The sequence below is a fragment of the Achromobacter sp. SIMBA_011 genome (assembly GCF_046535435.1).
In the GTDB taxonomy this organism is placed as follows: Bacteria; Pseudomonadota; Gammaproteobacteria; order Burkholderiales; family Burkholderiaceae_B; genus Achromobacter; species Achromobacter dolens.
The window spans coordinates 1-275 of the sequence record NZ_JAWRWN010000405.1 but is presented as its reverse complement, the minus strand read 5'-3'; the positions used below and the strand labels follow the sequence as shown (position 1 = coordinate 275).

1 pseudogene is annotated in these 275 nt (G+C 74.5%); it reads left to right on the top strand.

The window, feature by feature from the left end:
• Positions 1-275: pseudogene (locus SB816_RS31490) on the top strand (branched-chain amino acid ABC transporter permease); the annotation flags it as partial.

Here is a 275-nt window from a genome sequence, read left to right as displayed (position 1 = left end):
GCCCGCGCTCGTGCTCGCGCCGCTCGCCGTCGGCCTGCTGGGCGCCGGCTGCGAGCGCTGGCTGTTGCGCCGCGTGCAGGCGCGCGGCGGCCACACGAGCGAACTGCTGCTGACCTTCGGCCTCGCCTACCTGATCGGCGAGGGCGCGAAACTCGTATGGGGCCTCACGCCGCTGCCGGCCCCGGTGCCGCCGTTGTTCGACGGCGCGCCCGTGACCGTGTTCGGCCTCTCGCTGCCGCGCTACCGGCTCTTCATGATGGCGATGTCCGCGGCGA